Below are 22,601 nucleotides of genomic sequence, written 5' to 3' on the forward strand. Positions count from 1 at the left end.
CCCCGCACCTGGCCCCACCAGACTCCGCGCCGCTGACCGGCTACCGGATCGCCGTGACGTCGGCGAACCGGGCCGAAGAGCTGTGCGCGTTGCTGCGCCGTAACGGCGCGGAGGTCTCCAGCGCCGCGGCCATCAACCTCATCGCGCTGCCCGAAGACGAAGAGCTGCAGCGTCACACCGAGGCGATCATCGCCCAGCCTCCCGATATCCTGGTGGCGCACACCGGCATCGGCTTCCGCGGCTGGGTCGCGGCGGCCGACGGCTGGGGCCTGGCCACCCAGCTGCTGGCGTCGCTGTCCCGGGCGCGGATCGTGGCCCGCGGGCCGAAGGCCACCGGCGCGTTGCGCGCCGCCGGGCTGCACGAGGAGTGGTCCCCCAAATCCGAATCGTCGCGCGAGGTCCTGCGGTACCTGCTCGAGTCGAACGTCGCCGGCAAGAGGATCGCCGTCCAACTGCACGGCGCGGCCGACGGCTGGGACCCGTTCCCGGAGTTCCTCAACGGGTTGCGGTCGGCGGGCGCCCAGGTGGTTCCCATTCACGTATACCGCTGGAAGCCAACGCCGGCCGGCGGTGACTTCGACCAACTCGTTGCCTCGATCGCCCGGCGGCAGTTCGACGCGGTGACCTTCACCTCGGCCCCCGCCGGGGCGGCACTGCTGGAACGCAGCCGCGAGTTGGGCATCGAAGACCAACTGCTGCAAGCACTTCGCAGCGATGTGCATGCGATGTGCGTGGGGCCGGTCACCGCGCAGCCCTTGATCCGCGCCGGTATTCCCACGTCGTCCCCCGAGCGAATGCGGTTGGGGGCGTTGGCCCGTCACATCGCGCAGGAGCTGCCGTCCCTTCGGTCGTGCACCATCCGCGCGGCCGGTCACGAGATGGAGATCCGCGGAACCTGCGTCCTGGTCGACGGTTCGCCGCGAGCCCTGTCGGGATCGGGAATGGCGACCCTGCGGGCACTGGCGGAGCGCCCCGGCGACGTCGTCGCGCGCAACGACCTGTTGCGGGTGCTTCCCGGCAACAGCAACGACCCCCACGCCGTCGACACGGCCGTGCTGCGGCTGCGAACGGCGCTGGGCGACAAGAACATCATCGCGACGGTGGTCAAGCGTGGCTACCGGCTCGCGATCGACCAGCCGGACGTATCCCCATGGCACTGATCCTGGTAGCGCACGGCACCCGCAGAACCGGGGGCGTGGCGATGATCGAAGGCCTTGCGGCACAGGTGAGTACGCTCGTCCGCAGCACCGTCGACGTCGCGTTCGTGGACGTGGTGGGACCCACGCCCAGCGAGGTGCTGGCAAAAGCGAAGGCCGCCGGCCGGCCCGCCATCGTGGTGCCGGCGTTCCTGTCGCGCGGATATCACGTCCGTGCCGACCTGCCCGCCCACGTCGCGATCAGCGGTCACCCGAACGTCACCGTCACCCCCGCGCTGGGTCCGAGCGGCCAGATCGCGCGGATCGTCGGCGATCAGCTGCTGAAATGCGGCTGGCGGCCAGGCGATTCGGTGATCCTGGCGGCCGCGGGCACCTCGGATGACAAGGCCCGGACCGACCTGCACACGACGGCCACGCTGGTGTCGGCGCTCACCGGTTCGAGGGTGAGCCTGGCGTTCGCGGCCACCGGCGATCCGCAACTCCACGAGGCCTTGGAAGGGGCGATGGATCGCGCGAGACGGCGCGGGCACGGTGGACGCGTGGTGGTCGCTTCCTACCTGTTGGCCGACGGCCTGTTCCAGCAACGGCTGCAGGGCTGCGGCGCCGATCTGGTCAGTGAGCCGCTGGGCACCCATCCCGGCCTGGCGCGCCTGATCGCGACCCGATTCCGCCGGGCACTGCCGCCCGCACTGGCCGCCACCGCGCGGCAATCGTCGCGCCGATCGATCCCCCACGCGCGCGCGTTGCGGCCAATTCCTTGATCTTTGGGCCCGAACCGGCGATCCTGGCACCATGCCCCGTCGCGAAGAGCCGTCGCGTGGGCTCCTTGACCCGGTCGCCAAGGTGCTGCGGTTGCCGTTCGGCACACCGGAATTCATCGACCGGATCGTCACCGGCGGGGTCAACCAGGTGGGCCGCCGGACACTGGCGATGTTGATCACCACCTGGGACGCCGCCGGGGGCGGACCGTTCGCGGCCAGCGCCGTCGCATCCACGGGCATGGCCAAGACCGCCGAGATCGTCCAAACCAATTTCGTAGGCCCGGTATTCGGCCCGTTGCTGAAGATTTTGGGCGCGGACAAGGCCGCCACGCGGGCCTCGTTGTGTGCCTCTCAACTCGTGGGCCTGGGGATCATGCGCTACGGCATCCGATCCGAACCGCTGCACTCGATGTCGGTGGACGCGCTCGTCGACGCGATCGGCCCGACGATGCAGCGCTACCTGGTCGGCGACATCACCCGCTGAGCGACCGGGCGCTCAGGCCGCCCGGGCCTCGGCGTCGCGCGCGATCTGGACGAAGCCGTCGGCGGTGATCCGCACCGGATAGACCGGCACCGAAACGGTCGGATCGTCCAGGCAGGAACCGTCTTCCAGCGAGAACGCCTGCTTGAGAATGGGCGACTGCACCGTGGCGCAGCCGCCGCGGTCGCCGACGATGCCGCGCGACAGCACGGCCGCCCCGGAGAACGGGTCGACGTTGCCCACGGCGTGGACCGACCCGTCGTCGAGCCGGAACAAGGCGGCCTGGGAACCGTCGTCGAGCAGGACGCCGACGCCGCGCCCCGGAATGAGGTGGTCGTAAGGGCAAGCGCTCGTCCACACGGCAATGTCGTTGAGAAGCGTCATGATACCTTCCTCGTTCCTCCGGAGTTGTCCTCGCGGATCGTCGGCATGCCAATGGACACAGGGATTTTGCGCCCGGCGTGCTCGGTGAATGTCACCGTCGAATCGACGGCGTCGGGGGCGTTGACGAACGACACGAAGCGCGAGAGCTTGTCCGGGTCGTCGAGCACCCCCTTCCATTCGCACTTGTAGTTCTCCACATGCCGCTCCATTGCGGCCTCGAATTCTTCTGCCAGGCCCAGCGAGTCCTCGCAGACGACCTCGCGCACGTGATCCAGGCCGCCGTCGAGCGACTCGACCCACGGCGCGGTGCGCTGCAGCCGGTCGGCCGTGCGGATGTAGTACATGACGAACCGGTCGACGTACCGGACCAGCGTCTCGGTGTCGAGGTCGCTGACCAGCAGCTGCGCGTGCTTGGGGGTCATCCCGCCGTTGCCGCCGACGTAGAGGTTCCAGCCCTTTTCGGTGGCGATGACACCGACGTCCTTGGAGCGGGCTTCGGCGCACTCCCGCGCGCAGCCCGAGACGCCCATTTTGATCTTGTGGGGCGCCCGCAGGCCGCGGTAGCGCAGTTCGAGGTCGATGGCCAGCTGCACCGAATCCTGCTGCCCGTAACGGCACCAGTCGGTGCCCACACAGCTCTTCACCGTGCGCAGCGCCTTGCCGTACGCGTGCCCGGATTCCATGCCGCCGTCGACCAGGCGCTTCCAGATCTCCGGCAGTTGGTCCACGCGCGCGCCGAACAGGTCGATCCGCTGACCCCCGGTGATCTTGGTGTAGAGGCCGAAGTCCTGGGCGATCTGCCCGATCAGGATCAGGTGCTCGGGCTTGATGTCACCGCCGGGGACCCTGGGCACCACCGAGTAGCTGCCGTTCTTCTGGATGTTGGCCAGGAAGTGGTCGTTGGAATCCTGCAGCGAGGCCTGCTCGCCCTCGAGGATGTGGTCCGAGCCGGTGGACGCCAGGATCGAGGCGACCACGGGTTTGCAGATATCGCAACCCTTTCCGCGGCCGAAGCGCTCCAGCAATCCGGAGAAGGTCCGCAGCTCGGTGGCGGAGATGATCTCGAAAAGCTCGGCGCGCGACTGGCTGAAGTGCTCGCACAGGGCCTTGGACTGCTCAACGCCCTCGGCCTCCAGCAGCTGCTTGAGCAGCGGCACGCACGACCCGCACGACGTGCCGGCCGAGGTGCACGACTTCAGCGCGGGAACATCGGCGCAGCCGTCGGCGATCGCGCACTTCAGATCGCCCTTGGTGACGTTGTTGCACGAGCAGATCTGCGCCGAATCCGGCAGCGCCCCAATGCCCAGCGCCTCACCGCCGCCGGATTGGGCCGGCGCGATCAGCGCGAGCGGATCCCCGGGCAGCTCGCTGCCGACCATCGGCCGCAGCACTCCGTAGGAGGAGGCGTCGCCGACCAGCACGCCCCCGAGCAGGGTCTTGGCGTCGTCGGAGAGCACTAGCTTGGCGTACGTCCGGTTGACCGCGTCGTTGACGGCGACCTCGAGGCAGTTCTCGGTGACCCCCATCGCGTCACCGAAGCTGGCGACATCGACGCCCAGCAGTTTGAGCTTCGTGGACAGGTCCGCCTCGCCGAACTCGGCGACGCCGTCCAGTAGGCGGTCGGCCACTACCTCGGCCGAGGTGTAGCCCGGGCCCACCAGGCCGTAGCACCGGCCGCCGATCGCGGCGACCTCACCGATCGCGTAAATGTCGGGATCGCTTGTCTGGCAAGATACGTCGGTGAGCACGCCGCCACGCTCGGCGCGCGTCAATCCGGCGGCGACCGCCAGCTCGTCGCGCGGCCGGATGCCGGCCGCGAAGATCACCAGGCCGGCATCGACCACCTGCCCGTCGCCCAGGCTCACCCGCACCGACGTAGACCCGTCCGGGTGATCGACCGATTCGATCGACTCGGTGCCGGTGCCGACATGCACGGAGATGCCCAGGTCGCCGACCATCCGGGCCAGCAGTGCGCCACCGGCCTCGTCGATCTGCTGGGCCATCAGCCGCGGCATCATCTCGACGACGTGGGTCCGCAACCCGAACTGGCGCAGCGCATTTGCGGCTTCCAGTCCGAGCAGCCCGCCACCGATGACCACGCCCGCGGTCGCGTGCGAGGTTTCCGCCGCGCGCTGGGCGTCGGCGCGGATCGCGTCGAGGTCGTCAAGCGTGCGGTACACGTGGCAGGCGGGCAGATCGTGGCCGGGTACCGGCGGCACGAACGCGTAGGAGCCGGTCGCCAGGACCAGGGTGTCGTAGTCGTGACGCTGGCCGTCGGCGGTGACCACCGACTTTGTCGCGCGGTCGATTTCGGTGACCCGCTGGTTCAACACCAGCCGGACCCGGTCGTCGCCCTCGTACTCGTTGCCTGGCAGTGCCAGCAGCTTGCGATCCCAGCTTTCGGTGTAGGAGGTGAGCCCCACGCGGTCATAGGCCGCGTCGGTCTCCTCGGCGAAAACCGTGATGCGCCAAAGGCCCTCGGCGTCACGAGCGCGAAGCGCCTCGACGAACCGGTGCCCCACCATGCCATGTCCGACCACGATGATGTGACGCGGCGCACAGCTTGCGCGCGAAATCCCGTCTGCAGACATGGCTTTGAGAGTAACGGCCAGAAATTACGTCTTTTTCGCGCAATGTGACAGTCCTATGACGAGGATCTCACAACTCACAGCTATGGCTGTGATTGATTGTTCGCTGCCGGCGAACGGCCAGTTGGAACTTAAGCGGGGTCGACTCAGGTTTGTATTAGTAGCCGGTCGTCGGAGCGCCGGTCACAGGAATCTCACAACGAAGATCAAGGTATTGAAAGGGAAGCACCATGAGCAACCTCGCACTGTGGTCGCGACCGGCCTGGGACACCGACCGGTGGCTGCGCGACTTCTTCGGCCCCGCCGCCGCGGCGGACTGGAACAACCCGGTGAACAGCGGTTTCAAGCCCGCCGCCGAGATCGTCAAGGACGGTGACGACGCGATCGTACGGGTCGAGCTTCCGGGCGTTGACGTCGACCAGGACGTCAATGTGGAGGTCGAGCGCGGCCGTCTGGTCATCCACGGCGAGCACCGCGACGAGCACGCAGAGGAGAAGAACGGCCGCACGCTGCGGGAGATCCGGTACGGCTCGTTCCGCCGGTCGTTCCAGCTGCCCGCCCACGTCACCGGCGACGCCATCTCGGCGTCCTATGACGCCGGCGTCCTGACGGTGCGGGTCACCGGTGCGTACGCCGGGAACCAGGCGCAGCGCATTTCGATCACCAAGTAAGTCGCCGAGACGACGCAAAAGCCCCCGCACGCACCGCGTGTCGGGGGCTTTTTGTGTCTGTTCGGCGTCAGCCCCAGCGGGCGAGCAGCTCGGTGGCCCGCCCCGTGAGTGCGGCCTGCAGGAAGGGCCCGAAGCTGATTCGCGCGACGCCCAGCGGGCCGAAGGATGCGGGGTCGTCCTGGTCGGGCAGCGCGATCGCGTTGACCGGCAATGCCAATTCCGCGGTCAGGCGCCGCAACGTGTCGGGCTGGTGGCGGCCGACCGGGTAGAGAACGTCGGCGCCGGCGGCGGCCGCCTGATTCAGCCGCGCCACGGCGCGGTCGACGCGGTCGGACTCCTCACCGTCTTGGCGCAGGAACAGATCGGTCCGGGCGTTGATGACCACGTGCACTCCGGCCGCATCGGCGGCCGACCGCAGCTCGCCGACCAGTTCGGCGTGTTCGTCGGCGGACCGCAGCCGCCTGCCCTCGGAGTGCACGGTGTCCTCGATGTTCAGCCCCACGGCCCCCACACTCAGCAACCCCTCGATCAGTCGGGCCGCCGGCAGGCCGTAGCCCGATTCGATGTCCACCGACACCGGGACACCTTCCGTTTCCGAGACGGCCGCGGTGATCTGGGCGACGCGGGTCAGGACTTCGTCGAACGACATGCCCTCGTTGTCGGGTTTGCCGATGGAGTCCGCCATCGGATGGCTGCCCACGGTGAGTGCGGCGAACCCGGCGCCGGCCGCCAGCCGCGCCGACCAGGCGTCCCACACGGTCGGCAGGATGACCGGGTTGCCGGGCCGGTGCAGCTTCAACAGGGTGGCGGCGCGCTCGGCCGGCGTGGTGGGGCCCGTCATAAGTGTTTGCTCCCTTGGCGTCCGGGCTCAATGGTCTGACGTTCGCGTGTGCCGTGGATAGTATTGGGGACGTACTGTGATCCGAAACACTGCCGAGGAGATGCCTTGACGAGCACGACTGGCACGACCGAATTCGCCGAACTGCACGATCTGATCGGCGGCCTGCGGCGGTGCGTGAGCTCCCTGCGGTCGCGATACGGCGACAGCCCCGCGATGCGCCGCATCGTCATCGACGCCGACCGCATCCTGTCCGACGTCGATCTGCTCGACACCGACGTGTCCGAGTTGGATCTGGCGGGCGCCACCGTGCAGCAGTCCGGTGAGAAGATCGTCATTCCCGACACCCAGTACGACAGCGAATTCTGGCGTGATGTCGACGACGAGGGCGTCGGCGGTCACAACAGGTCCTGAACAACCCGAACGCCCCGACTCCAAGCCCCCCGCAGGAGGGGGCCTTCTCTCTGTGTACCCTTCGACAGACAGCCCGTTCGAAGAGGAACAACTAGATGAGCGCACCCACGGCGAACCGTCCTGCGTCCGGTGTCTTTTCACCCACGCGCGCCCGTATCCAGCAACGCACCCTACGCACCGACCGGTGGTGGATGTCGCCGCTGAGGATCGACCTCGGCTTCGCCGCATTCGTCATCTACGCGACGGCGCGGGCATTCCAGCAGAATTACTTCTTCGTCCCGAAATACCACTACCTGACACCGTTCTACTCGCCGTGTGTCAGCAAGGGTTGTGGTGAGGCCGGCGACATCTGGCCTCAGTTCCTGCCCGACGTGTGGTGGCTGCCGTATGCGGCGGTGTCGCTGCCGTTCCTGCTGCTGTTCCGGTTGACCTGCTACTACTACCGCGGCGCCTACTACCGCACGGTGTGGCAGTCGCCCACCGCGTGCGCGGTGGCCGAGCCCCGCGCGCACTACACCGGCGAGACCAAGTTCCCGCTGATCATCCAGAACACCCACCGGTACTTCTTCTATATCGCCTGCCTCATCTCGATCGTCAACAGCTACGACGCAATCGTCGCGTTCCATTCCGACAGTGGGCCGGGCGGATTCGGCTTCGGTCTGGGCAACCTGATCCTGTTGGGCAACGTCATCATGCTGTGGGTCTACACGCTGTCCTGCCACTCCTGCCGGCACGTCACGGGTGGCCGACTCAAGCACTTCTCCAAAAACCCTGTGCGGTACTGGATCTGGACGCAGGTCAGCGTGATGAACACCCGGCACAAGCAGTTCGCCTGGATCACGCTGGGCACCCTGATGCTCACCGATTTCTACATCGCACTGGTGGCCAGCGGCGCCATCAGCGACCTGAGATTCGTTGGCTGAAAAGCCATTTGACTTACAAATCAGAACGTAGCTAGCGAGGATTTTCATGGTTGATGTCGAGCGGCATGCCTACGACGTAGTCGTCATCGGCGCCGGCGGCGCGGGATTGCGCGCGGTCATCGAAGCGCGTGAACGCGGCCTGCGGGTCGCGGTGGTGTGCAAGTCCCTGTTCGGCAAGGCCCACACGGTGATGGCCGAGGGTGGGTGCGCGGCCTCGATGGGCAACACCAACCCCAAGGACAACTGGAAGACCCACTTCGGCGACACGATGCGCGGTGGGAAGTTCCTCAACAACTGGCGGATGGCCGAATTGCACGCCAAGGAGGCCCCGGATCGCGTCTGGGAGCTGGAAACCTATGGCGCGCTCTTCGATCGCCTCAAGGACGGCAAGATCAGCCAGCGCAACTTCGGCGGGCACACATACCCGCGGCTGGCGCACGTCGGTGACCGCACCGGCCTGGAGCTGATCCGCACCATGCAGCAGAAGATCGTCTCGCTGCAGCAGGAGGATTTCGCCGAGCTCGGCGACTACGAGGCCCGCATCCGGGTGTTCGCCGAGACCACGATCACCGAGCTGATCAAGGACGGCGACGCGATCGCCGGCGCGTTCGGCTACATCCGCGAAAGCGGAAACTTCATCTTGTTCGAGGCGCCCGCGGTGGTGCTGGCCACCGGCGGCATCGGCAAGTCGTTCAAGGTCACCTCGAACTCCTGGGAGTACACCGGCGACGGGCACGCCCTGGCGCTGCGGGCGGGCGCGTCGCTGATCAACATGGAGTTCGTCCAGTTCCACCCGACGGGCATGGTGTGGCCGCCGAGCGTGAAGGGGATCCTGGTCACCGAGGGTGTCCGCGGTGACGGCGGGGTGCTGAAGAACTCCGACGGCAAGCGGTTCATGTTCGACTACATCCCGTCGGTGTTCAAGGGGCAGTACGCCGAGTCCGAGCAAGAGGCCGACCAGTGGCTCAAGGACAACGACTCGGCCCGGCGCACCCCGGACCTGCTGCCGCGCGACGAGGTCGCGCGCGCGATCAACTCCGAGGTCAAGGCCGGCCGGGGTAGCCCACACGGTGGCGTCTTCCTCGACATCGCGTCGCGGCTGACGCCGGCGGAGATCAACCGCCGCCTGCCCTCGATGTACCACCAGTTCAAGGAGCTGGCCGGAGTCGACATCACCAAGGAGCCGATGGAAGTCGGGCCGACCTGCCACTACGTGATGGGCGGCGTCGAGGTCGACGCCGACACCGGGGCGGCCACCGTGCCCGGGCTCTTCGCGGCCGGCGAATGCTCCGGCGGCATGCACGGCTCGAACCGGCTGGGCGGCAACTCGCTGTCGGACCTGCTGGTGTTCGGGCGGCGGGCCGGCCTGGGCGCCGCCGACTACGTGCGGGCGCTGAGCAGCCGTCCGACGATCGGCGACAGCGCCGTCGACGCGGCGGCGAAGCGGGCGCTGTCCCCCTTCGAGGCGCCGGCCAACGGCCCCGGCGAGAACCCCTACACCCTGCAGCTGGAGCTTCAGCAGTCGATGAACGACCTGGTCGGCATCATCCGCAACGCCGACGAGGTTGCGGAGGCGCTGGCCCGGCTGGACAAGCTGCGGGAGCGGTTCAAGAACCTGCACGTGGAGGGGGAGCGCCGCTACAACCCGGGTTGGAACCTGGCCATCGACCTGCGCAACATGCTGCTGGTCAGCGAATGTGTCGCCAAAGCCGCGCTGCAGCGCACCGAGAGCCGCGGCGGGCACACCCGCGACGATCACCCGTCGATGGACTCGTCGTGGCGCAAGCTGCTGCTGGTCTGCGAGGCGGGCGGCGGCGACGAGGTGATCCCCGACATCACCATCACGAAGAAAGAGCAGACGCCGATGCGGCCCGATCTGCTGGAACTGTTTGAAATCGGTGAGCTGGAGAAGTACTACACCGACGAAGAACTCGCCGGGCACCCAGGACGGAGTGGCAAATGACCTACAACGCGACGATGCGGGTGTGGCGCGGCGACGACGCCAACGGTGGTCTGCAGGACTTCACCGTCGAGGTCAACGAGGGTGAGGTCGTCCTCGACATCATCCACCGCCTGCAGCAGACCCAGACGCCCGACCTGGCGGTCCGGTGGAACTGCAAGGCGGGCAAGTGCGGCTCGTGCTCCGCGGAGATCAACGGCTATCCGCGGTTGCTCTGCATGACCCGGATGTCCACGTTCGCCGAGGACGAGGTCGTCACCGTCACGCCGCTGCGGGCGTTCCCGGTGATCCGGGACCTGGTCACCGACGTCTCGTTCAACTACGAGAAGGCCCGCGAGATACCGTCTTTCGCGCCGCCTAAGGACCTGCAACCCGGCGAGTACCGGATGGCGCAGGCGGATGTCCAGCGCTCCCAAGAGTTCCGCAAGTGCATCGAGTGCTTCCTGTGCCAGAACGTCTGCCACGTGGTCCGCGACCACGAGGAGAACAAGAAGGCGTTCGCCGGCCCCCGGTTCCTGATGCGGATCGCCGAGCTGGAGATGCACCCGCTCGACACCCGGGACCGGCGCAAGGATGCACAGGAAGAGCACGGCCTGGGCTACTGCAACATCACCAAGTGCTGCACCGAGGTCTGCCCGGAGAACATCAAGATCACCGACAACGCGTTGATCCCGATGAAAGAGCGCGTCGCCGACCGCAAGTACGACCCGGTGGTGTGGCTCGGTAACAAGCTGTTCCGCCGCTGAGCGCAGGCGCCGCGCGCGCCCACCCGGTCTACGGGGTTAGGCCGTCGCGGTACCCGGGTAACCAACCTGCATCCTGTCGGGCCGTCCGGATGGATGGCCGCTGTACCAACGACCGGAAAGGCAGCTCATGGAACCCAGGCGAGAAACCGCCAGCATCAACAACATTCGGACCGCAATTCGGCAACTGTCGGTGCGCGCTCAGCTCGCGCAGAAGGAAGGGCGGCACGGCGACGCCGCCGAGCTCGAGACGCGCATCCAGGGTTTTCGGGAAGAACTGAGCCACCGCCCCTGACGGGCGGACCGGATTCAGGCGCCCAGGCGCCGGAAATTGCTGCGGTGGAACACGATGGGCGCCACCTCGGCGTCCACGGTCACCTCGCTGACCCGCAACACGACGATCGTGTGGTCGCCGGCGGGAATGAGTTGCTCGATCGCGCTTTCCAGCCAGAGGCCGGTGCCCTTGATGAAGACCGCACCGGTGGCCCGGGACACGGTCTCCAGCCCGGCGAACCGGTCGCCGGTCTTGGCGGCCAGCGTGCGGGCGGCCTCGTCGTGCGCCTCGCCGAGCACGCTGATGCCCAGCATGGGCAGCTCCTTGAGTTTGGGCCACGTCGTCGAGGTGTTCTGCACGCAGAACGACACCAACGGCGGGTCCAGCGAGACGGGCACGAAGGTGCTGGCGGCCAGCCCTTCCCGGGTTCCGTTCACCTCGGCGGCGATGGCCACCACGCCGGACGGGAAATGACCGAAGGCCTCACGAAGTGACGACGCTGTCAGCTTGTTGTTCGAGTTCACCGGCTTTTTCGCCCCTAGAGCGCCAGACGTAATTTCGGGCTCGACCCTACCCGGCGCGGGTCGCCCCGGCGCGGCCACCCTTACCCGTTTTCTAAGCGTTCTGCCGAATACCCGTGCGCGGAAGCGACATCGGGGTGCGAGCGCAGCCGGCTCTTCCAGGCATTGCGGCCGTAGACGGCGAAGATGGGGTCGGCGGGGTCCTGCGCCGCGCTCCACTCCGCCGCGGACGCGCGTAGTTCGGCGGGCAGCGACAGCACCGGTATCCGGGCGTCGAGGCGCGGATTGAAGAAGTAGGGCACCGAGATCCGCTGGGTCGCCGGACCTTGCAGGCTGACCCGGTGCTCGGTGGCCCGCAGGTAGCCGCGCGTCGCCGCCTCCAGCAGCTCGCCGATGTTGACGATGAACGCACCGTCGCGCGGGGGGACGTCGATCCAGGCGTCGTCGAAGGCCCGCCGCACCTGCAGGCCCTGGCTGCCCGGCTCCGCCAGCAGCAGCGTGAGCACCCCGGCGTCCCGGTGCGCGCCCACGCCCTGGGAGCCGGCCGCGCGCCCCGGGTAGCGGATGATCTTGATCAGCGTGGCCGGGGTCTCGGCGAAGGCCGCGTCGAACACGTCGGCCGGGCTGCCCAGTGAGGCCGCCCAGTGCCGCAGCAGGGTGCGGGCCACCGCGGACAGCGCGGCGTCCCATTCCTCGACGAGTCCGGGCAGCTCCGGCAGCGCGGCCGGCCACTGGTTAGGGCCCTGTAGCCACCGGTAGTCGGACTTGCCCAGCCCGCCGATCGGCGGGCGTTGCGGACCGATGTCGATCTGCTCGCGCCAGTCCACCTCGCCGCGGGTCACTTCGCCGCCCAGGCGGGTGTAGCCGCGGAAATGCGGGCTGCGCACCATGGCGACCGAGTCCTTGTCCTGCTGTGGCAGCGCGAAGAGCCGGCGCGCGCCCTCGAGCACCCGCGTCACCAGGTCCGGTGGGACCCCATGGCCGGTCAAATAGAAGAATCCGACCCGGTGGCCGGCCTCGCGCAGGCCGTCCCGCAACCGCCTCGGATCGGACCGCAGGTCGACGGCCGGCACCGGAGTGACGCCCCGCACATCGGTCGCGCCGTTCCCGTCGCCGCAGGTAGAGCGGGTATTCGACGGCATCGGCGCACCCTCCCCAACCGGTTGGTTAATTAGGCAATGAAATCTAGCTCACATCCGCTTGCATCCCACTGACGCTAACGATATTTTAGGTGTTGTTACTGGTGGGTAACTTAGACCTAGTACCCAACCACAAGTGGCATTCTCAACGAGGAGGACCGTAGTGAGCCACTACAAGAGCAACGTCCGCGACCAGGCGTTCAACCTGTTCGAGGTATTGGGCGTTGACAAGGCGTTAGGCCAGGGCGAATACAGCGACCTGGACGCCGACACCGCCCGCGAAATGTTGAACGAAATCAGCCGGCTGGCCGAAGGGCCGATCGCCGACTCGTTCGTCGAGGGCGACCGCAACCCGCCGGTCTTCGACCCGAAGACGCACTCGGTGACGCTGCCGGAATCCTTCAAGAAGTCCGTACACGCCGTCATCGAGGCCGGGTGGGACAAGGTCGGCATCGACGAGGCCCTCGGCGGCGTGGCAATGCCCAAGTCGCTGCTGTGGGCGCTGCACGAGCACATCCTGGGCGCCAACCCGGCCGTGTGGATGTACGCCGGCGGCGCGGGTTTCGCCAACATCCTGTACCACCTCGGCACCGAGGAGCAGAAGAAGTGGGCCGTCCTGGCCGCCGAGCGCGGCTGGGGTTCGACCATGGTGCTGACCGAGCCGGATGCCGGCTCCGACGTCGGCGCCGGGCGGACCAAGGCCGTCAAGCAGGACGACGGTTCCTGGCACATCGACGGTGTGAAGCGATTCATCACCTCGGCCGACTCCGGCGACCTGTTCGAGAACATCTTCCACCTGGTGCTGGCGCGTCCCGAGGGCGCCGGACCCGGCACCAAGGGGCTGTCGCTGTTCTTCGTGCCCAAGTTCCTGTTCGACTTCGAGACCGGTGAGCTGGGCGAGCGTAACGGCGTGTACGTCACCAACGTCGAGCACAAGATGGGCCTGAAGGTGTCGGCGACGTGTGAGCTGAGCTTCGGCCAGCACGACGTTCCGGCCAAGGGCTGGCTGGTCGGCGAGGTGCACAACGGGATCGCGCAGATGTTCGACGTGATCGAGCAGGCACGCATGATGGTCGGCACCAAGGCCATCGCGACCCTGTCGACGGGCTACCTGAACGCGTTGGAGTACGCGAAGTCTCGCGTCCAGGGCGCGGACATGACCCAGATGACCGACAAGACCGCCCCGCGGGTGACCATCACGCACCACCCCGACGTGCGCCGCTCGCTGATGACCCAGAAGGCCTACGCCGAGGGTCTGCGCGCGCTGTACCTGTTCACGTCGACCTATCAGGACTCGGCGGTGGCCGAGGCCCTGCACGGTGTGGACGCCGAGCTGGCCGTCAAGGTCAACGACCTGATGCTGCCGGTGGTCAAGGGTGTCGGCTCGGAGCAGGCCTACGCCAAGCTCACCGAGAGCCTGCAGACCTTCGGTGGGTCCGGCTTCCTGCAGGACTACCCGATCGAGCAGTACATCCGTGACGCCAAGATCGACTCGCTGTACGAGGGCACCACGGCCATCCAGGCGCAGGACTTCTTCTTCCGCAAGATCGTCCGCGACAAGGGTGTGGCGCTGGCCCACGTGTCCGAGCAGATCCAGAAGTTCGTCGACAGCGAGTCCGGCAACGGGCGGCTGAAGACCGAACGGGAGCACCTGGCCAAGGCCCTGACCGACGTTCAGGCAATGGCGGCCTCGCTGACCGGCTACCTGATGGCGGCCCAGGAGGACGTGACCAGCCTGTACAAGGTGGGTCTCGGTTCGGTGCGCTTCCTGATGAGCGTCGGTGACCTGGTCATCGGCTGGTTGTTGCAGCGTCAGGCGGCCGTGGCCGTGGCGGCGCTCGACGCCGGCGCCAGCGGCGAGGAACGGTCCTTCTACGAGGGCAAGATCGCGGTGGCGTCGTTCTTCGCGAAGAACTTCCTGCCGATGCTGACCAGCACCCGCGAGGTCATCGAGACGCTGGACAACGACATCATGGAGCTCGACGAGGCCGCCTTCTAGGCCGCGGTCGACAGGACGCACAAATCCCCCGCTTCGCGTGCGAAGCGGGGGATTTTGCGTACGTCGGCCCGCCGGAACAGCACAAAAGACCAAAAAGGCCGCCGCTGGATCCCCTCACTCCAGCGGCGGCCCTTTTCGGACGCCCGTCGGCAAAGACTGACAGGCGGTCGTTCCGGGGGATGCCCCGTATTGCCGTCGGGGTCGGGGGGTCAGACCACAACACGGGGCTATCCGGGGTCACGGATACCCGTCGTCTCTGATCGCTAATCCGATGTGACCCATCTCATGGGCCCGGGTGGTCAGGCCTGAAGGATCGCGGCCACTCCCTGGCCGCCTGCCGCGCAGATCGAGACCAGGGCGCGCACGGGTTTGCCCCCGCCCTTCTGCTCGGCCTTGCGTTGCGCGAGCTGCTTGGCGGCCTGGGCCAGGATCCGTCCGCCGGTGGCGGCGAACGGGTGGCCGGCGGCCAGCGACGAGCCGTTGACGTTGAGCTTGGACCGGTCGATCGAACCCAGCGCGGCGTCCAGACCCAGCCGCCCCTTGCAGTACTCCTCGGACTCGAAGGCCTGCAGATGGCACAGCACCACCGACGCGAACGCCTCGTGGATCTCGTAGAAGTCGAAGTCCTGGAGGCTCAGGCCGTTGCGGGCGAGCAGCCGCGGCACCGCGTACGTCGGGGCCATGAGCAGGCCGTCGCGCCCGTTGACGTAGTCGACCGCCGCCGTCTCCGAGTCCACCAGGTAGGCCAGCGGGGTCAACGAGTGGGCCTCGGCCCACTCGTCGGTGCCCAGCAGGGCGACCGAGGCGCCGTCGGTCAGCGGGGTCGAGTTGCCCGCCGTCATCGTCGCGTCGCCGGCCTTCACGCCAAACACCGGCCGCAGCTTGGCCAGCTTCTCCGCCGACGAGTCCGGTCGCAGGTTGTCGTCGCGGTACAGCCCCAAAAACGGCGTGACGAGGTCGTCGAAGAAGCCGCGATCGTAGGCGGCGGACATGTTGCGGTGGCTGGCGGCGGCCAGCTCGTCCTGGGCGACGCGGGAGATGCCCATTTGCTTGGCGGTGATCGCCTGGTGCTCCCCCATGGACAGCCCGGTGCGCGGTTCGCTGTTGACCGGGATCTCGACGCCCAGGGTCGCGGGCAGGGTGCCCACCAGCTTCAGCCGCTGGACGTTGGACTTGGCGCGGCGCAACTTGAGCAGCGTGCGGCGCAGGTTGTCGCCGAGGCCGATCGGCGCGTCGGAGGTGGTGTCCACCCCGCCGGCGGCGGCCACCTCGTAGCGGCCGGCCGCGATGCCCTCGGCGGCGGCGATCGCCGCCTGCAGCCCGGTGCCGCAGGCCTGCTGCAGGTCGAACGCCGGCGTATACGACGCCAGCTGCGAGCCGAGCACGCATTCGCGGGTCAGGTTGAAGTCCCGGCTGTGCTTGAGCACGGCCCCGCCGACCACCACGCCGAGCCGCTCCCCGGCCAGCCCGAAGCGCTCCACCAGCCCGCCCAGTGCGGCGGTGAACATGTCCTGGTTGGAGGCCTCGGCATAGGCGCCGTCGGATCGCGCGAACGGGATGCGGTTGCCGCCCAGGATGGCGACGCGCCGCCGCTCGGAGCTGCGCTGAGCAGCCGGTGTACTTGCCTCAGAACTTGCAGGGGCCACTGTTTTCTCCGTGCTCGTGCGGTCTTCTGGTTTGGGATTCGCCCGTCTGGGGCCATACTACCCACTGTTCTTACTCTGCAGTAAGTTCGTCCTCGATACGGTTGTGCTGTAGGCATACCCCGACTTCGCAAGAACATGGAAGGTAGCTCCGGTGGCTCCCAAGGTCTCGTCCGATCTGTTCTCCCAGATCGTCAACTCCGGTCCTGGTTCGTTCCTCGCCAAGCAGCTCGGCGTTCCCCAACCCGAGACGCTGCGCCGCTACCGCGCCGGTGATCCGCCGCTGGCCGGGGCGCTGCTGATCGGCGGGGAGGGCAGAGTCGTCGAGCCGCTGCGCGCGGCGCTGGCCGCCGATTACGACCTGGTCGGCAACAACCTGGGTGGGCGTTGGGCCGACAAGTTCGGCGGACTGGTATTCGACGCCACCGGCATCACCACGCCCGAAGGGCTCAAGGGGTTGTACGAGTTCTTCACCCCGCTGCTGCGCAACCTCGGCCACTCGGCGCGCGTGGCGGTGGTCGGCACCACGCCCGACGCGGCCACCAGCCCGCACGAGCGGATCGCGCAGCGCGCGCTGGAGGGCTTCACCCGCTCGCTGGGCAAGGAACTGCGCAACGGCACCACGGTGGCGCTGGTGTACCTGTCGCCGGACGCCAAACCCGCTGCGACAGGCCTGGAGTCGACCATGCGGTTCATCCTGTCGGCCAAGTCGGCGTACGTCGACGGCCAAGTGTTCTACGTCGGGGAGGCGGACTCCACCCCGCCGGGCGACTGGGAGCGTCCGCTGGACGGCAAGGTCGCGATCGTGACGGGCGCGGCCCGCGGCATCGGTGCGACGATCGCCGAGGTGTTCGCCCGCGATGGCGCGCGCGTCGTGGCGATCGACGTCGAATCGGCCGCCGAGGCACTGGCCGAAACGGCCAGCCGGGTCGGGGGCACCGCGCTGTGGCTCGATGTCACCGCGCCCGATGCCGTCGACAAGATCACCGAGCACCTGCGCGAGCACCACGGCGGTCGCGCCGACGTCCTGGTCAACAACGCCGGGATCACCCGCGACAAGCTGCTGGCCAACATGGACGACGCGCGCTGGGACGCCGTCTTGGCCGTCAATCTGCTTGCCCCGCTGCGCCTTACCGAGGGGCTGGTCGGCAACGGCAGCATCGGCGAGGGCGGCCGGGTGGTCGGCCTGTCGTCGATGGCCGGCATCGCGGGCAACCGCGGGCAGACCAATTACGCCACCACCAAGGCGGGAATGATCGGCCTGACCCAGGCGCTGGCGCCGGAGCTCTACGACAAGGGCATCACCATCAACGCCGTCGCACCGGGATTCATCGAAACCCAGATGACGGCCGCCATCCCGCTGGCCACCCGCGAGGTCGGCCGCCGGATGAACTCGCTGCTGCAGGGCGGCCAGCCGGTGGATGTCGCGGAGGCCATCGCCTACTTCGCCAGCCCAGCCTCGAACGCGGTGACCGGCAACGTCATTCGCGTCTGCGGCCAGGCCATGCTGGGCGCCTGAGCGTCAGGAGACAGTGATGAACCAGCCAAGCGGCCTGAAGAACATGCTGCGCGCGGCCGCCGGGGCCCTGCCCGTGGTGTCCCGCGGCGGCGGGTTGCCCACCCGCACGGTCACCATCGAGGAACTGCCCATCGACCGCACCAACGTGGCCGAGTACGCGGCGGTCACCGGCCTGCGCTACGGCAACTGCGTGCCGCTGACGTACCCGTTCGCGCTGACATTTCCGGCGCTGATGTCGCTGGTCACCGGGTTCGACTTTCCTTTCGCCGCAATGGGATCGGTGCACACCGAAAACCACATCACGCAGTACCGGCCGATCGCGGTCACCGACACCGTCGGCGTGCACGTGCACGCGGAGAACCTGCGCGAGCACCGCAAGGGTCTACTGGTCGACCTGGTGACCGATGTCAGCGTCGGCGACGACACCGCGTGGCATCAGGTGACGACCTTTTTGCACCAGCAGCGCACCAGCCTGTCCGACGAACCCAAACCGCCCCCGCAGAAGCAGCCCAAGCTGGCGCCACCGCCCACCGTGCTGCGCATCAGCCCGGGCCTGATCCGGCGCTACGCGGCCGCCGGAGGCGATCACAACCCGATCCACACCAACCCGGTCGCGGCCAAGCTGTTCGGATTCCCGACCGTGATCGCGCACGGAATGTTCAGCGCCGCAGCCGTACTGGCCAACATCGAGGCCGCGATCCCCGACGCGGTGCGGTACTCGGTGCGCTTCGGCAAGCCGTTGGTGCTGCCCGCGACGGCCGGCCTCTACATCGACGAAAACGACGATGGCTGGGATCTTTCGCTGCGCAACATCGCCAAGGGCTACCCGCACCTGACCGGGACGGTCCGACCGCTCTAGCCCGACGGTGGCGACCCGCAATCGCCACTAGCCCGCGTGCGTCGAATTGCGGCCGCAGACAAGCACTTTCAGCCCGTGGGCCGCGGTCGAGGTCAGCAGGAACAGCACAAACAACCACAGCGGCGGGCGGGCGAGCTCCCACACGAAGATCGCCGCCCAGATCGGTGAGCCCTGGGTCACCGCGAGCACACCGGCGGCCCCGGCCAGCGACACCGCCGGCACGTGCAGGTGCGTCCCGCTCGCCCAGTTGATCGCCAGCACCAGCGCCGCCCCCGCGGCCGCGCCGGTGGCCAGCGACGGCGTCAGCAGTCCGCCTGCGCCTCCGGCACGCAGAAACAGCGCTGTCAAAAGGGGTTTCAACGCCAGTATCGCCAGCGCCGACACCAGGGTCATGCCGCTGGCCAGGCTGACCGTCAGGATGCTGCGGCCGTTGCCGGGTAACTCGGGCCACCAATGCGAGCAGATGCCCATCACCAGGCCCGCCCCGGCCAGCGCCGGGACCAGCACCCAGCTTCGCATCGGCCGGGCCGGCCGCGCCGCGACCATCAACCGGTTGAAAGCCCAGCCCGTGGCGAAAGCCACCGGCGCCAACAACAATCCGTGCGCGGTCAACAGATAGGTCGACTCCCCGACCGGCCATTGCAGGTTGGCTTGGTCGCGCGTGACGGCCGAGCCGACGGCGACCGCCAGGCCGGAGGACAGGAACGCCGCTCCCACCGCCCGCGGCCGCCAGGTGCCCAGCAAGATCCGGATCGAGAAGAGCGCCCCGGCCAGGGGAACGGCGTACACCGCGCCCAGCCCCGCCCCCGCCGCGCAGGCCAGCAGGATCTCGCGGTCGCGGGGGCACAGCCGCCTGAGCCATCCGGTTCCCAAATCGCCCAGCGCCGCGGCGAATTGTCGCGGCGCGCCTTCCCGTCCGAGCGATGCCCCCGACCCGACGAGAAGCACCTGCAGCATGGCGTCGACGCTCCAGGAAAGCCGCGGCACGCGTTCTCGCTGAGAAAGCGTTTCCGCCAGGGGCGGCACGTCGGCGCGGCGCCGCAGCAGCCACCACCCGAGCGCGGCCAGCGTCGCGCCGATCATCGGGCCGACCACGCGGCGTACCGGGCTGCTGGCAGCGACCCCGGTCAGTAGCGCGCCGAAACTGTAGTTGTAGGTGGCGTGCTCGACTGCCCGCAGCACGAGGGTCGTCGCCAATCCGGCCACGCCGGCCAGCAGCCCGACGATGATGACCGCACAGAAGAAGTCGAGGTTGCCGCGGTCCGTGCGGGGGACGGGCATTCGGGCCACCTGACGAAGAAGGGATTTAGTCGCCGGCGGCGTCCGGCTGGGACCGGGCCGCTTCCCGCTCCTCGGGCGAGCCCTTGAGGCCGTACCAGAACAGGTCGATCATCAGCTGGGCCGCCTCGTCGACGTCGATGTCGCCGGTGGACAGCCGATTGGCCACCGCCTCGCCCGCACCCACCAGCGCCACGGCCATCATCTCGTGCTCGATGTCGGGTCGCGGCGCCCGGCTGCCGGCCCGCATCAGCCCGGCGACCAGGTCGATGATCTGCTCGCGTCCCTCGCGCACCATGTGCGCGAACGCCTGCGAGCTGGTGGCCTGGGTGTACATCACGATCCAGGACGCCCGGTTGGCGTCGATGTAGCGCATGAACGACGCGATCGTGTTGCGCAGCATGTCATTCGGGCTCTGCCGAAAGTCGATGTCGGCGCGCAACACGTCGATGAACCGGCTCATCTCCCGGTTCAGGCAGGCGCCGAACAGGTCCTCCTTGGAGCCGTAATACAGGTACAGCATGGGTTTGGAGATCTGCGCCTGGGCGGCGATGGCGTCCATCGAGGTCTCGTGGTAGCCGTTGACTGAGAACATCTGCACGGCGGCGTCGAGCATCTGCTGCTCGCGAACGGCACGCGGTAATCGCTTGGTACCACCCGCCATCGCTCGCCTCTCTAGACCGTCTATCTGACTCAAGAGTAAGCAATGCGGCCGCGCGGCACAGCGCTAGTGCCCGCAGGCCGGGCCGGGGCCCTTCATCTTCGCCACCCGCACCAGCGCCTCGTCGACCCGTTGAGCCGGCAATTCGCCTGAGGCCACGGCCTTTTGCAGCCGGTCCAGGACCGCCGGCACCTCATCGGTGGTGACCCACAGCGCGATGTCGACGCCGGCCAGCAGGGTCCGCAGCACCGCCTCGGAGACCCCGTACCGGTCGGAGATGGCGGCCATGCTGGACAGGTCGTCGCTGAACACCGGCCCGGTGAACGGCGGCCCCTTGTAGCCGACACCGTTGCGCAGCAACTGCACCGCCTCGGGGCTCAGGCTGGCGGGGACGTCGCCGGTGAGCCCCGGGACCTGCAGGTGGCCCACCATCACCGCGACCGGCGACGCGGCCGCCAGCGACCGGTAGGGCACCAGGTCACTGGTTTGCAGGTCGCTCAGCGGCGGCGTGACCACACCGCCGGTGTGCGAATCGCCCGAGCCGTGCCCGTGGCCGGGGAAATGCTTGAGCACCGGCAGCAGTCCGGCGTCGCGGAGGCCCTGCGCGTAGGCCCCGGCGTACTCGGTCACCGTCTGCGGGTCCGCGCTGAACGAACGGTTGCCGATGACGGCGTCGTCGTCCTCGTCGCTGACGTCGACCACGGGGGCGAAGTCGACGGTGATGCCCAGCTCGCGCATCTTGCGGCCGCGGTCGGCCGCCAGATCGTGGACCTGCTGGACGGTCTGTGTCTGCGCCAGCTCCCGGGCCGAGGGCGACGTGCCGATCAGGGTCTTCAACCGCGACACCCGGCCACCCTCTTCGTCGACGCTGACCGCCAGCGGCAGCGGTCCCGCCTTGGCGCTGATGTCGGCCAGCGACCCCTGGAAGATCGCCAGGTCGGTCCAGCTGCCGATGAAGATCCCGCCGACGTGGTAGCCGTTGACGACAGCCCGGGCGTCGTCGGCGTTCTTCACGCCCACCATCAGCAGCTGGGCCAGCTTGTCGCGGATGCCCAGCGCGGCCGGCACTGCGGTCGGGTCGGCGCACACCGGGGGCGCCGGCGCGGCCGCCGGTTTGCTCGAGGTCGATGAGTGGGCGGGTGGGGGTGCGGGGTGGTGGGCGCAGCCGGCCACCAGCGCCGACGCGGCCACGAGCACGGCGAAGGTGCGCGAAAATGCCATCGGGCCATGTTTTCACGCGGGGCGTTTCGTCCCCGGCGCCAGGGGGCACTAGCGGTACGTTGCCGATCAGGGGAGGTCAGAGGTGATGAGCGGTTTCACCGTGGCGGCCGCCGCCAGCATCGCGGTGGGTTTGTCCATCGGGGTCGCGACGACGGTCGGCATCACGCTCGCCGTGGCCGACGACACCGCCGTCCCCGTGCCGGCGCCGCCGCGTCCTGCCGCGCCCTATCAGGTGCAATACGGCGACCGCTGTTTCCACGGACACTGTCTGCACTGGTGACGAGCGCTCCCGTCGAGCGACCGCCCTTCTGCTAGGTTGGCGCTAGGTTGAAGTCACGACCGCAAGCCCCGCAAAACCCAGGAGCCGTCGATGAACCGGATCGTTGCGCCCGCCGCAGCGAGCGTTGTGGTTGGCCTGTTGCTCGGCGCGGCCGCGATCTTCGGGATCACGTTGATGGTCCAGCAAGACACGAAACCGCCACTTCCCGGGGGCGATCCGCAGTCGTCAGTGCTCAACCGGGTCGAGTACGGCAACCGTAGCTAGCCGATCGAGGTCGGGGACCGCGT

23 protein-coding genes are annotated in these 22,601 nt (G+C 68.2%); 14 read left to right on the forward strand and 9 right to left on the reverse strand.

What is annotated here, in order from left to right; all coding sequences use genetic code 11:
* Nucleotides 1-8: 8 nt before the first annotated feature.
* From G6N26_RS15800 to G6N26_RS15810, 3 genes are read left to right on the forward strand one after another with little or no spacing between them, the layout of a single operon-like run.
* Nucleotides 9-1,160 carry a uroporphyrinogen-III synthase gene (locus G6N26_RS15800; protein ID WP_095578322.1) on the forward strand — a complete coding sequence of 384 codons (1,152 nt, stop codon included), beginning with the start codon at nt 9-11 and terminating at the stop codon, nt 1,158-1,160.
* Entirely contained in the window at nt 1,151-1,918 is a 768-nt protein-coding gene (locus G6N26_RS15805) for a sirohydrochlorin chelatase (RefSeq protein WP_067165109.1), read from the forward strand. The genes G6N26_RS15800 and G6N26_RS15805 overlap by 10 nt, the downstream gene beginning before the upstream one ends.
* A 31-nt stretch (nt 1,919-1,949) precedes the next feature.
* Entirely contained in the window at nt 1,950-2,402 is a 453-nt protein-coding gene (locus G6N26_RS15810) for a TetR/AcrR family transcriptional regulator (RefSeq protein ID WP_067165112.1), read from the forward strand.
* A 12-nt stretch (nt 2,403-2,414) separates the two neighbouring features.
* On the opposite strand, the gene nirD is transcribed toward G6N26_RS15810, so the two are convergent.
* Together nirD and nirB are read right to left on the reverse strand one after the other, a co-directional pair.
* Nucleotides 2,415-2,783, reverse strand: coding sequence for a nitrite reductase small subunit NirD (gene nirD / locus G6N26_RS15815; protein WP_067165115.1), 369 nt, complete (start codon nt 2,781-2,783; stop codon nt 2,415-2,417).
* Nucleotides 2,780-5,374, reverse strand: a complete 2,595-nt coding sequence (gene nirB, locus G6N26_RS15820) for a nitrite reductase large subunit NirB (protein ID WP_083019313.1) — start codon at nt 5,372-5,374, stop codon at nt 2,780-2,782. Before nirB ends, nirD begins: the two co-directional genes overlap by 4 nt.
* Before the next feature lie 227 nt (nt 5,375-5,601).
* Between nirB and G6N26_RS15825 the strand changes: the two genes are divergently transcribed.
* A complete protein-coding gene (locus G6N26_RS15825; protein ID WP_067165121.1) occupies nt 5,602-6,042 on the forward strand; it encodes an Hsp20/alpha crystallin family protein in 441 nt (146 codons plus the stop codon).
* Between the two features lie 67 nt (nt 6,043-6,109).
* On the opposite strand, the gene G6N26_RS15830 is transcribed toward G6N26_RS15825, so the two are convergent.
* Nucleotides 6,110-6,883: an isocitrate lyase/PEP mutase family protein gene (locus G6N26_RS15830; RefSeq protein ID WP_083019315.1), complete on the reverse strand. Its 774-nt coding sequence runs from the start codon at nt 6,881-6,883 to the stop codon at nt 6,110-6,112.
* Between the two features lie 105 nt (nt 6,884-6,988).
* On the opposite strand from G6N26_RS15830, the gene G6N26_RS15835 reads away from it, so the two are divergent.
* The 5 genes from G6N26_RS15835 (at nt 6,989) to G6N26_RS25810 (ending at nt 11,215) form a co-directional block, all read left to right on the forward strand.
* Nucleotides 6,989-7,294, forward strand: coding sequence for a hypothetical protein (locus tag G6N26_RS15835; protein ID WP_067166401.1), 306 nt, complete (start codon nt 6,989-6,991; stop codon nt 7,292-7,294).
* Between the two features lie 95 nt (nt 7,295-7,389).
* Nucleotides 7,390-8,217, forward strand: a complete 828-nt coding sequence (locus tag G6N26_RS15840; protein WP_067166398.1) for a hypothetical protein — start codon at nt 7,390-7,392, stop codon at nt 8,215-8,217.
* A gap of 46 nt (nt 8,218-8,263) precedes the next feature.
* A complete protein-coding gene (locus G6N26_RS15845) occupies nt 8,264-10,180 on the forward strand; it encodes a fumarate reductase/succinate dehydrogenase flavoprotein subunit (protein ID WP_067166395.1) in 1,917 nt (638 codons plus the stop codon).
* Complete coding sequence (locus G6N26_RS15850) at nt 10,177-10,923, forward strand: succinate dehydrogenase/fumarate reductase iron-sulfur subunit (protein WP_067166391.1); 747 nt, start codon at nt 10,177-10,179, stop codon at nt 10,921-10,923. The genes G6N26_RS15845 and G6N26_RS15850 overlap by 4 nt, the downstream gene beginning before the upstream one ends.
* A gap of 127 nt (nt 10,924-11,050) precedes the next feature.
* Nucleotides 11,051-11,215: a hypothetical protein gene (locus G6N26_RS25810; RefSeq protein ID WP_095577939.1), complete on the forward strand. Its 165-nt coding sequence runs from the start codon at nt 11,051-11,053 to the stop codon at nt 11,213-11,215.
* 14 nt (nt 11,216-11,229) lie between these two features.
* Here the strand turns inward: G6N26_RS25810 and G6N26_RS15855 are convergent, their stop codons facing one another.
* Together G6N26_RS15855 and G6N26_RS15860 are read right to left on the reverse strand one after the other, a co-directional pair.
* Nucleotides 11,230-11,718 (reverse strand): flavin reductase family protein, encoded by a 489-nt coding sequence (locus G6N26_RS15855; protein ID WP_083019317.1) that lies wholly within the window; start codon nt 11,716-11,718, stop codon nt 11,230-11,232.
* Between the two features lie 80 nt (nt 11,719-11,798).
* Nucleotides 11,799-12,857 carry an isopenicillin N synthase family dioxygenase gene (locus tag G6N26_RS15860; RefSeq protein WP_179960222.1) on the reverse strand — a complete coding sequence of 353 codons (1,059 nt, stop codon included), beginning with the start codon at nt 12,855-12,857 and terminating at the stop codon, nt 11,799-11,801.
* A 160-nt stretch (nt 12,858-13,017) separates the two neighbouring features.
* Between G6N26_RS15860 and G6N26_RS15865 the strand changes: the two genes are divergently transcribed.
* Entirely contained in the window at nt 13,018-14,853 is a 1,836-nt protein-coding gene (locus G6N26_RS15865; RefSeq protein ID WP_067166385.1) for an acyl-CoA dehydrogenase, read from the forward strand.
* Nucleotides 14,854-15,152: 299 nt separating this feature from the next.
* Here the strand turns inward: G6N26_RS15865 and G6N26_RS15870 are convergent, their stop codons facing one another.
* Nucleotides 15,153-16,499, reverse strand: a complete 1,347-nt coding sequence (locus G6N26_RS15870) for an acetyl-CoA C-acetyltransferase (protein WP_067166382.1) — start codon at nt 16,497-16,499, stop codon at nt 15,153-15,155.
* A 151-nt stretch (nt 16,500-16,650) separates the two neighbouring features.
* Here G6N26_RS15870 and G6N26_RS15875 point away from each other — a divergent pair, with 151 nt between their 5' ends.
* Entirely contained in the window at nt 16,651-18,015 is a 1,365-nt protein-coding gene (locus G6N26_RS15875; RefSeq protein WP_067166379.1) for a 3-oxoacyl-ACP reductase, read from the forward strand.
* A 16-nt stretch (nt 18,016-18,031) separates the two neighbouring features.
* On the forward strand, nt 18,032-18,874 hold the full coding sequence (locus tag G6N26_RS15880; protein ID WP_083019319.1) for a MaoC/PaaZ C-terminal domain-containing protein: 843 nt from the start codon (nt 18,032-18,034) through the stop codon (nt 18,872-18,874).
* 27 nt (nt 18,875-18,901) lie between these two features.
* Here the strand turns inward: G6N26_RS15880 and G6N26_RS15885 are convergent, their stop codons facing one another.
* The 3 genes from G6N26_RS15885 to G6N26_RS15895 all read right to left on the reverse strand — a co-directional run bounded on the left by G6N26_RS15885 (nt 18,902) and on the right by G6N26_RS15895 (nt 22,034).
* Nucleotides 18,902-20,155, reverse strand: coding sequence for a chloride channel protein (locus G6N26_RS15885; protein WP_067166373.1), 1,254 nt, complete (start codon nt 20,153-20,155; stop codon nt 18,902-18,904).
* A 25-nt stretch (nt 20,156-20,180) separates the two neighbouring features.
* Entirely contained in the window at nt 20,181-20,816 is a 636-nt protein-coding gene (locus tag G6N26_RS15890) for a TetR/AcrR family transcriptional regulator (RefSeq protein WP_067166370.1), read from the reverse strand.
* Nucleotides 20,817-20,879: 63 nt separating this feature from the next.
* On the reverse strand, nt 20,880-22,034 hold the full coding sequence (locus G6N26_RS15895; protein ID WP_095577943.1) for a glycoside hydrolase family 3 N-terminal domain-containing protein: 1,155 nt from the start codon (nt 22,032-22,034) through the stop codon (nt 20,880-20,882).
* A gap of 85 nt (nt 22,035-22,119) precedes the next feature.
* Here G6N26_RS15895 and G6N26_RS15900 point away from each other — a divergent pair, with 85 nt between their 5' ends.
* Nucleotides 22,120-22,314 (forward strand): DUF2613 family protein, encoded by a 195-nt coding sequence (locus G6N26_RS15900; protein ID WP_067168353.1) that lies wholly within the window; start codon nt 22,120-22,122, stop codon nt 22,312-22,314.
* A gap of 90 nt (nt 22,315-22,404) precedes the next feature.
* Entirely contained in the window at nt 22,405-22,578 is a 174-nt protein-coding gene (locus G6N26_RS15905; protein WP_007769006.1) for a DUF2613 domain-containing protein, read from the forward strand.
* Nucleotides 22,579-22,601: the final 23 nt, after the last annotated feature.

This window comes from Mycobacterium marseillense (assembly GCF_010731675.1).
GTDB lineage: Bacteria > Actinomycetota > Actinomycetes > Mycobacteriales > Mycobacteriaceae > Mycobacterium > Mycobacterium marseillense.